This window comes from Bradyrhizobium sp., assembly GCF_049512235.1.
Classification (GTDB): Bacteria; Pseudomonadota; Alphaproteobacteria; order Rhizobiales; family Xanthobacteraceae; genus Bradyrhizobium.
The window spans coordinates 1-8,623 of sequence record NZ_JBEKXH010000284.1; the positions used below are offsets into that span (position 1 = coordinate 1).

The 8,623-nt window shown below is 62.7% G+C and carries 11 protein-coding genes; 3 read left to right on the plus strand and 8 right to left on the minus strand.

Features of this window, described 5'->3' with window-relative positions:
* Positions 1-100 precede the first annotated feature (100 nt).
* The gene (locus tag ABSG20_RS23080) at positions 101-1,189 is read right to left on the minus strand and encodes an FAD-dependent oxidoreductase (protein ID WP_423866828.1); all 1,089 of its coding nucleotides are present in this window, start codon (positions 1,187-1,189) and stop codon (positions 101-103) included.
* Positions 1,190-1,455: 266 nt separating this feature from the next.
* Here ABSG20_RS23080 and ABSG20_RS23085 point away from each other — a divergent pair, with 266 nt between their 5' ends.
* Together ABSG20_RS23085 and ABSG20_RS23090 are read left to right on the plus strand one after the other, a co-directional pair.
* Positions 1,456-1,758: a hypothetical protein gene (locus ABSG20_RS23085; protein WP_423866829.1), complete on the plus strand. Its 303-nt coding sequence runs from the start codon at positions 1,456-1,458 to the stop codon at positions 1,756-1,758.
* A 5-nt stretch (positions 1,759-1,763) separates the two neighbouring features.
* On the plus strand, positions 1,764-2,834 hold the full coding sequence (locus ABSG20_RS23090; RefSeq protein ID WP_423866830.1) for a lysylphosphatidylglycerol synthase transmembrane domain-containing protein: 1,071 nt from the start codon (positions 1,764-1,766) through the stop codon (positions 2,832-2,834).
* Here ABSG20_RS23090 and ABSG20_RS23095 read toward each other — a convergent pair.
* Both ABSG20_RS23095 and ABSG20_RS23100 read right to left on the minus strand, forming a co-directional pair.
* Entirely contained in the window at positions 2,818-3,141 is a 324-nt protein-coding gene (locus tag ABSG20_RS23095) for a DMT family transporter (RefSeq protein WP_423866831.1), read from the minus strand. The two genes, ABSG20_RS23090 and ABSG20_RS23095, sit on opposite strands and share 17 nt — an antisense overlap.
* Positions 3,138-3,842: a class I SAM-dependent methyltransferase gene (locus ABSG20_RS23100; RefSeq protein WP_423866832.1), complete on the minus strand. Its 705-nt coding sequence runs from the start codon at positions 3,840-3,842 to the stop codon at positions 3,138-3,140. Before ABSG20_RS23100 ends, ABSG20_RS23095 begins: the two co-directional genes overlap by 4 nt.
* Positions 3,843-4,035: 193 nt before the next feature.
* On the opposite strand from ABSG20_RS23100, the gene ABSG20_RS23105 reads away from it, so the two are divergent.
* A complete protein-coding gene (locus ABSG20_RS23105; protein ID WP_423866833.1) occupies positions 4,036-5,241 on the plus strand; it encodes a BtaA family protein in 1,206 nt (401 codons plus the stop codon).
* 5 nt (positions 5,242-5,246) lie between these two features.
* Here the strand turns inward: ABSG20_RS23105 and soxA are convergent, their stop codons facing one another.
* From soxA to ABSG20_RS23130, 5 genes are read right to left on the minus strand one after another with little or no spacing between them, the layout of a single operon-like run.
* Entirely contained in the window at positions 5,247-6,026 is a 780-nt protein-coding gene (soxA, locus tag ABSG20_RS23110) for a sulfur oxidation c-type cytochrome SoxA (RefSeq protein WP_423866834.1), read from the minus strand.
* The gene (gene soxZ / locus ABSG20_RS23115) at positions 6,023-6,343 is read right to left on the minus strand and encodes a thiosulfate oxidation carrier complex protein SoxZ (RefSeq protein WP_423866835.1); all 321 of its coding nucleotides are present in this window, start codon (positions 6,341-6,343) and stop codon (positions 6,023-6,025) included. Before soxZ ends, soxA begins: the two co-directional genes overlap by 4 nt.
* A complete protein-coding gene (locus ABSG20_RS23120; protein ID WP_423866836.1) occupies positions 6,343-6,822 on the minus strand; it encodes a SoxY-related AACIE arm protein in 480 nt (159 codons plus the stop codon). Before ABSG20_RS23120 ends, soxZ begins: the two co-directional genes overlap by 1 nt.
* Before the next feature lie 15 nt (positions 6,823-6,837).
* Entirely contained in the window at positions 6,838-7,275 is a 438-nt protein-coding gene (soxX, locus tag ABSG20_RS23125; protein ID WP_423866837.1) for a sulfur oxidation c-type cytochrome SoxX, read from the minus strand.
* Between the two features lie 13 nt (positions 7,276-7,288).
* Positions 7,289-8,548 (minus strand): FCSD flavin-binding domain-containing protein, encoded by a 1,260-nt coding sequence (locus tag ABSG20_RS23130; RefSeq protein ID WP_423866838.1) that lies wholly within the window; start codon positions 8,546-8,548, stop codon positions 7,289-7,291.
* Between the last annotated feature and the right edge of the window lie 75 nt (positions 8,549-8,623).

Genomic DNA, 8,623 nt, shown 5'->3' on the forward strand with positions numbered 1-8,623 from the left:
CAGCAGGGGCGGGCGCGGCGGAGAGAAGTCCCTGGGGTGGGGCATATTCCTCGACATAAAACGGATGTTCCATGGGAGATCCATTGCGACATTTGAAGCCTCATACCTCCGGTATGGGCGGATTGACGATCGGCGCATGATCCGGATGGTGGATATGGATGTCCGGAACCGGCTTGATCGGTGCCTGCCCGAACTGGGACTTGATATGTCGGACCAGATCCTGACAGACCGACCTGTTGGGTATTTCGTCGTTCACGCCGACCTCGAAGGTCCCGCCGATGACGACGTGGTCGGCGCGCGGAAACAGGTATCCATCCTGACCATAGAGATATTGCAGGTCCGGCTGCGCGGGCAACATCGCCAATTGTCCTTTGATGGGAACCATTTTGGTATCGCTCCACAGCATCATCGCGCCGAGACCCGTGCAGTTGATGATCATTTTCTGGGCCACCGAGTTGAGAACATCGGAGCGGCTGGCAAATTTCTTCCGCACGAAAGTGACGCCCCGCGCCCTCAGATCCGCTTCAAGCTTGCTGAGAAAGATGGGGGGTTCGATCAGCAAGGTCTGGTATTCGAATCCGGCTCTCGCATGTCCCTCGAACGGCATTCGCGGCAGCGGCACCGGCGGCGGAATAAGACCCGGCACCAGCTGCAATACGATTTCGAGGTTGTGCGATCGCGTAGCCGTGTAGTTGGGCTGCCTGGACACGCCAAAACCCTTGCCGATGCTTTCCTCGAAGGTCGTAAAGGCGGTCTTGATGATGCCCTTCAGTTCCGCTTCCTTGCCCTGAAATTCGACCACGGATACGGCCCATTGCCCGCCGGCTTTGAAAGATGTGGTCTCGGCCGGACTGCGGTCCGAATAGATCGTAACCTTGAGGCCGAGATCGGTCAGCTGCGATGCGGCTGTCATACCCATCACACCGGCGCCCAATACAGCAACCGCTTTGTCGTTGGCGACCGTGAGATGGCGTGCGACGATATCGCGTACCTTGGCCGCGCAACCCCAGCTCAAGGTAATGCCGGCGCCGCCGTGCCCATAGTTGTGGACGACGAATTTTCCAGCGATCGTTTCGGCGTCGAGGCGATACGAGGAGTTGCGATAGGGGCGCACGCCGGCAATGCATGCCCCGGGCGTGTCGGGGTCGAAGGTGAAGTCGGGCGTAACAAGAGTGGGTGTCGCCGGCATGAAAAATCCTTGCGAAAATAATGTTTGCAAAAGCGCATTTGGCGGTGGAATGACGTCCGCGAAATAAATTGGACTCGAAGTTGATCGGCCCCCCCGTTTGAAGCTTCTGATTGTAGCCTATCTCTGGACAAGCGTAAGAGGAAATATCTCTAAAGCGCCTGACCCCGTCCGGCCTATTTCGGGGCTCAGGCTGCCACGTCCCATAATCTGGAGGAGCCCCGGATCAGGACCTTGCGTCCCTCTGGGGTAAGGACCGGCGCCTCATTGTGCATCGCGGCAAGGTGAAGCGCGATGAGGTGCTCGACAACGAATTGATTCAAAACGCCGCGCTGCGGCGCGGGCAGGCGGAGCATCTTGAGCGCTTCCCATTGCTCGATCGTCAGATCGCAGTCGAATTCCGCGTTCATTTTGGCTCGGATATCCAAGAGTGTTTGGTAGGCGTGTTACAAGGTCAGGATGAACAGCTTGCGACCACAATGCGTCGGGATTTCGATCATGGAACAGCGTTTTTAGATCGCGGCGGGATCTTGCCCACCGGTAACGCGACTGTCACATCCGCGTGTCAATAGGCGGCATGGATCACGCGAATCAGGCCGCAAGACAGTCGAAATCTTCGGCCGAACCGATCAATTCCCCGAAAATCAATCTGCTGCCGAAGACGCCCGGCAGCAGCGCCCGGCTGAAGGGCCTGGGCGCCGCCGTCAGCATCGCCATTGCCTCGATGGCGATATTCGCGCTGACCCATGCGCTGAAGCACGTCGACTACGCGCAAGTGTTCGCAATCGTGGGGCGCACACCGGGCGGCGTCATCATCATGGCCCTGATGCTGGTGGCATGCTCGTACGCCAGCCTGACGCTCTACGATCTGTTGGCGCTTCGCACCATCGGGCGTACCGATGTGCCCTACCGGATCGCAGCTCTTGCAAGCTTCACCAGCTATCCGATTGCGCACGGCATCGGCGCGGTCGCGCTGATCTCGCCGGTCATCCGCTATCGTATCTATTCGCGCAATGGGCTTGGCGCGGTCGACGTTGCCAATATCTGCTTTCTGACCGGGCTGACATTCTGGCTCGGCAACCTCACAGCCCTCGGGCTCAGCCTGTTTTACGAACCCGACGCGATCAGTCTGATGGATTACCTGCCGGCGCAGCTTACTCGCGTGATGGCCGTGGTGCTGCTGCTCGGGATCGTCGCTTTTCTGGTCTGGAGCTGGCGTTCCCCGAGAAGCCTGGGCACCCGGCGGTGGCCGGTCCGGCTTCCTTCCGGGCCGATGGTCCTGCTGCAGATCGCGATCGGAGTTTTCGATCTCGGCGCCGCGGCGCTTGCGATGTACATGCTGATCCCGGCCGGCCTGAATATCGACTTCCTCCGCCTGACCACCGTCTTCATCGCCGCGACCTTGCTGGGCTTTGCGAGCCATACGCCGGCCGGTATCGGCGTGTTCGATGCCGCGATATTGCTCGGACTCGGCGGCGACGACGACAAGGAACCGCTGATCGCGGCTCTCCTGATGTTCCGATTGCTGTATCACTTCCTTCCCTTTGTGATCGCCCTTGGTCTGTTCGGCGCGGTGGAGGGGTGGCGGAGTTTGCGTCCGAAGCGTGCGGTTTCGGCACTATTACGGAAGATCACACCGGCGAATTGAGCTTCAGTCCGATCATCCCCGCCACGATCAGCGTCAGGCAAAGGATGCGTACCGGGTCGGTCGGTTCGCTGTAGGCAAGCATTCCCACGATGATGCTGCCGACGGCTCCAATTCCGGTCCAGACGGCATAGGCGGTGCCGAACGGCAGCGACTTCAGCGCGACCGCCATCAATCCGAAGCTCAGCACGATCGCGGCCAAGGTCGCAGCGGCCGGCCAGAACCTGGTCAGCCCTTCGGAGTATTTCAGGCCGAATGCCCAGGCGATCTCGAGCAAGCCTGCCCCGAGAAGTGCAAGCCAGGCGCTCACGGCTTCCCCGGCGCGGGCGGAAGCGTCAGCACGGCATATTGGACATAGCCACGGAATGGACGTTCGAATTCCAGGTCGGCGCCGGGGCCGGCTGCCATCGCCATAAGCACGCCATCGAGATCATCGCGCGGCGTCACGTCGAACATCGCAAGCCATCGCACCAGCAGCGCGCGGGCTATTGCGGGCAGGCCTTCCTGATTGCCGAAATCGACAATGTGCAGACGACCGCCTGGCTTGAGGTGGCTTGCTGCCCCCTCCAGAACGCAACGCCATTGCGGGATCATCGAGAGGCTGTAGGAAATCATCACCGTGTCGAACGCGGCAACGCCGAACAGGGCCTGCGGATCAAACGCCGATGCGTCGCCATGCGCGACGCGAATGCGACCTGTCAGGCCGCGCCGCGAAATGGCCGATATCGCCGACGTCAGCATTTCCGTTGAAACATCGACACCGAAAAATCGCGCGTCGGGATAGCGCCGGGCCGATAGCACCAGGTTTCTGCCGGTTCCGCAGCCGATTTCCAGCACATCCGCGCCCGCGGCCGGTTGCAGGCCGGCGATCAGACGGTCTCGGCCGAGCAGATAATAGCGCCTGGTGCCGTCGTAGATATGACGCTGCCGGCGGTACATCCGGTTCATGCGGCGGGTCGCCTCGGCCGGCCACGCCGTGTCCGCGCCGATCTCAGGGGAAATGATGGACATTCATGCACCTCGCAAGTCGCGTGTTGTTCATCCCTTCGGATGTTCGCGCGACAGGGATGTGACAGCCGAGCGATGGATTGCGGTTGAGCCGCGAAATTTATGCGAAGCATGGAACTGCCTCACCTTCCGCGCCCTGTCGCAAAACTGCAGCGAGGGCGCGATAGGTTCGTCAGATTGCTGATTCGAGGGATGGATGAACACGCAACTCATCGCGGACGCAGTCCGCAACAGCCGAGCCCAGGACGAGTCGACGATTTGGGACCGGCTTTTTGCGTTCTGGTTCCGCCGTCTGGTCTACACCCAGATCTGGGAGGATCCGGAAGCTGACCTCGCGGCGCTGCAATTGCCGCTGGGATCGACCATCGTCACCATCTCATCCGGCGGTTGCAACGCGCTGTCCTATCTTACTGCGCAACCGGCCCAGGTTTATGCCGTCGACCTCAATGAAGCGCACCTTGCGCTGCTCAAGCTCAAGCTGGCCGGCATCCGCGCTTTCCCGGGCTATGCCGAATTCTGGCAATTCTTCGGCGAGGCTGCCTCGGCCGCCAACTCCGAGCTCTATCGCGAGCGGCTGCGCCCCTGGCTCGATGCCGATGCGCGCGCATATTGGGACAAGCGCAATGCCATCGGGCGTCCGCGCTACGCTAATTTCACGGACGGCTTCTATCGCCACGGCATGCTCGGTCGCTTCATCGGCCTGGCGCACCTGGTGGCGAAATTCGCCCGGATCGATCTTGAGGCATTGCTGCACGAGAACACCGACGCTCCCGAACGCGTTCAGGCCTTGGATCGTCTGAACAGCCTGTTTCATTCGCGGTTGGCGCGGCTCTTCACGCGAACGCCGGCCTTGTTGTTCAGCCTGGGTATTCCGCCGCAGCAGCGGGTCTTGCTGGGAGCGGGCGCTCCGCTCAATGAAGTGCTTCATGAACGGCTGCTGCGCCTGATCGATGGACACCCCAACGACACCAACTACTTCGCATGGCAGGCGCTGCATCGGGCCTATCCCGGTCCCGGCGATCGCTGTCTGCCGCCCTATCTGCAGCGCCGCCAGTATGCGCGCATGCGCGATGGCGCCGGATTGGTCATTCCCGTCCATGCCAATCTCCGGATGTTCCTGGAAAGCCTTCCGGCGCGCGAGGTCGATGCGGTCGTTCTTCTGGACTCGCAGGACTGGATGGCGGGCGAGGAGATCCGCGCGCTTTGGACGGCCATCGATCGCACCGGCAGCGATCATGTCCGCGTGATCTTTCGCACCGCCGGCACGGACTCCCCGCTGCAAAGCGCGGAACTCGCGCCGCTCGCGCAAACCTGGCGCCGCGACGAGGAACGCAGTGCGATCGGTTTCGAGCTGGACCGGTCGGGGATCTACGGCGGCTTCCATTGCTATGTGCGGCGCTAAAGGATTCACGGTCGCACCGCGGGCGTCTCGATTCCCATCCCGCGGGCGCGCGACATCAGATATAGTTCGAGGTCGACCAGTTCCGGCGCGCCATAGTCGTAAGCCTGGGCGCGCACGCCGATCATGCAGTTGCGCATGCGCCGCTGCAGCGAGCCGAGCGATTGCCACTCCAGCCGGTACAGCGGATAGCCGGTCGGCTGCGCTTGCGTGATGGCGGAGCCGGCGAGGTGTTTTTCCCAGTTGTCGTCATGGCAATTCGCGCAAGCCAGATTAAGCTGGCCCTGGCGTTGCATGAACAACTCGCGCCCTCTCGCGACGAACGGTTCGAGGTGCGGGTCGCTGCCGCCGTCGATGGCGGTGCCGCGCGATTGATGCGCCACAAAGGCTGACAGCGCCAGCATCTCCCGGCTTTCATAGGCCAGCGGCGGTGCCTGCTGATGCGTCGCGCGGCAGAGATTGATGCGCTGTGCCAGATTGACGGGACGGCCAAGATCCTTGTCGAAGGCGGGATAGCGCGCGGCGACACCCTTCATGCTGGTGCGGGCGTCATCATGGCAGTCGGCGCAGGCCTTGTCCGCCGCGCCGGTCTTTTGTTTCCATAAGGCTTCGCCATCGAGCACCCAGAGCATGCCGGGATTGGCGGTATCGTCGTTCTGGATGGCCTGGGTGTCCGGGGTCATGAAGCTGTAGCCGGATCGGCGTTCTGCCTGCGGGATTTCACCGGCAAGAAGAGGCGAGGCCGCGATCAGCAGTGCCGCGGCGACGATCGCGCGGGCAGGCCTCATTCGACCGTAATCGTGGCTGCAGCGGTCTCGGCAAATCCGTTGTCGCCGATCCACTCGAAGTCGAATTTCCCGCTCTCGGTCGCGACCGTAAAGAAAGTCACAAAAGGGTTCGCCGCGATCGCCGGAAAGAGGTCGGCGCGGAAAACCTCAGCCCCGTTGTAGCGGCAGGCAAAGCTCGTGATGATGTCGCGCGGAACGACCGCGCCATCGGCGGTGTGGCGATAGCCGGTCTCCATCACATGGGACATCAGCGTCTTGATCTCGATGATGTCGCCGCGCTTGGCGCGCGCGGGAACGTTGATCAGTGCGCGGGCCATCAGATCAGCTCCTCGGTGCAGGCGGCCAAGGTCACCACAACGTCGGCGCTGGCGGACCAGAACGAACCGTCGGACAGCCGGGCGATGGCAACGATCTTCTGGCTGTCGGCAAGACGAATGCGGGTCGAAACCTGGGCGCGGCCGGCTCGTGGGCCGAGATAAAAATTGCCGATATTCGGCTGCGGATTCTTCTCGTTGAAAACGTGGATGCTCTTGACATGGTCATCGGATGTCATCGGGCTGGAAACGCTGACCGTGATCGGCACGGTGTTGCCGTTCTCGACCAGCGGCGGCACATCGAGTTTGACCTTGCCGGTGCGCACCTCGGCGGCACCGACAACGTTCTTGATCGCGGCGGCGAGCGTCGCGGGGGTTGCCTCGGCGGGCCGAACCGTCACGATCGAACCCGCGCCAAGCGCGATGGCGGCGCCGGTAAGGCCAAGGAACTGGCGGCGGGTGGATTCGGCTTGTTTGCACATTCCCGACGATACCTTCTATTCGCGCAGCGTTACCAGATAAGCCACCATATCCTCGATCTGAGGGGCGGACAGGATCGGCTTGCCGCGAAAGGCCTTGCCGACATTCACGAGTCCCTCGAGGCGGTAGTAAGAGGGCATGATGGTTGCCGGATTGAGGCGGGAGGCGTCGACCAGCCGGAGCCGCAGCTGGCCTTCGGACCAGCGGCTGCCGGCACCATTGAGGCTGGGCGCGAGATCGCCCTGAAATTTCGCTTCCGGAAATGGTCCGCTGTGGCACAGGATGCAGGTATTGGCGCGGTCAAGCACCAGCGCCCGTCCTCGCGCCGCATCGCCTTGCATGCCGGTCAGCGAGGCCGCAATGGCGTCGCCATCGACGACATAGCCACGCAATGCCGGCTCGTCCGCGGCGCCGGGCAGCGCCAGCGCTGTCGCCGCAAGCCACGCACCGGCCATGGTAATCCCTGTCCTAGCCAAAGGCGTCCACCGTGATGCTCCGGTACCAGCCTTGCGCATTTTCAGCTTCGTGCGCCCGCATCTCGCGCGGGGCATCGACGGGACTGGTGTCGCCGCGCTCGACCTCGGCGAACAGGCCATCCCTGACTTGATAGATGCCCGACTGCGAGAATGCATAGCCGGGCGCGACCGTATTGTAGCAGGCGCCGCTCAGCCTCGGTGTCGGCGGTTCCTGGCCCGCGATCAGGCTCGCCACCGCGCTGGCGCATGCTTTTGCTTGCGCGTTGGCGGCGGAAGCCGATTTGGGAATGCCGCCGCCGATGCAGGCGTCGCCGATGACATGAATGTCAGGCACGAGCCTGGAGGCAAATGTCACGGGGTCGATCGGGCACCAGCCGGTCTTGTCGACGGCGCCCGCGATATCGGCGATGCGGCCGGCCCGTTGCGGCGGAATGACATTTATCACCTGGGCTGTGTACTCGCCGAAATCGGTGACAAGCTTATGGCTCTTGGCATCGACCGATGTGACCCGGCCGCCCTGCGACAGCGACACCCTCTCGATCATGCCGGGATAGAGCTCCTTCCAGGCCTGCTCGAACAGGCGCTGCTGCGGGAAGGCGTCCTTGGCGTCGAGAATGAGCACCTTGGAGCGCGGCTTGCGGGTCTTCAGATAATGCGCGATCAGGCTGGCGCGTTCGTAAGGCGCAGGCGGACATCGCAGCGGGCCCGCAGGCACCGCGAGCGCAACCAGGCCGCCGTCGTCCATGGCTTCGAGCTGCCTGCGCAACAGCAGGGTCTGCGGCCCTGCCTTCCAGGCATGCGGCATGATTGCGCTCGCGGCCTCGTCATAGCCGGGCCATGCGTCGAACCGCAGGTCGATGCCGGGCGCCAGCACCAGACGGTCGTAATGGAGCGCCTGGCCGCCGGCGAGAGCGATCACGCGCGTTTGCGGATCGATCTTCACCGCCGCCTCGGCGACGACGGAGATGCCCTCGGCCACGATCCTGTCATAGGTGAATTGCTGCGCTTCGATCTCCCGCAGGCCAGCGATGACCTCGTTGCTGAACGGACAGGCGGTAAAAATCCGGTTCGGTTCGATCAGCGTAACCCTGAGTTTGGTATCGATCCGCCGCAGCGCGCGCGCGCAACTGGCGCCGCCGAACCCGCCGCCGATCACGACGATGCCCGCGGCGGATTGTGCGATGGAAGGCTTCGGGAAGGTTGCAGCTGCCGCGAACGCCGTAAGCCCACCAACGACGTTTCTCCGCCTCATCAGCCGTACCGCATTGAATAGGGCTGATAAGGCTCCTGGTTCGTCGTTGCGAGCCAATCGGGCGCGCGAACGCGC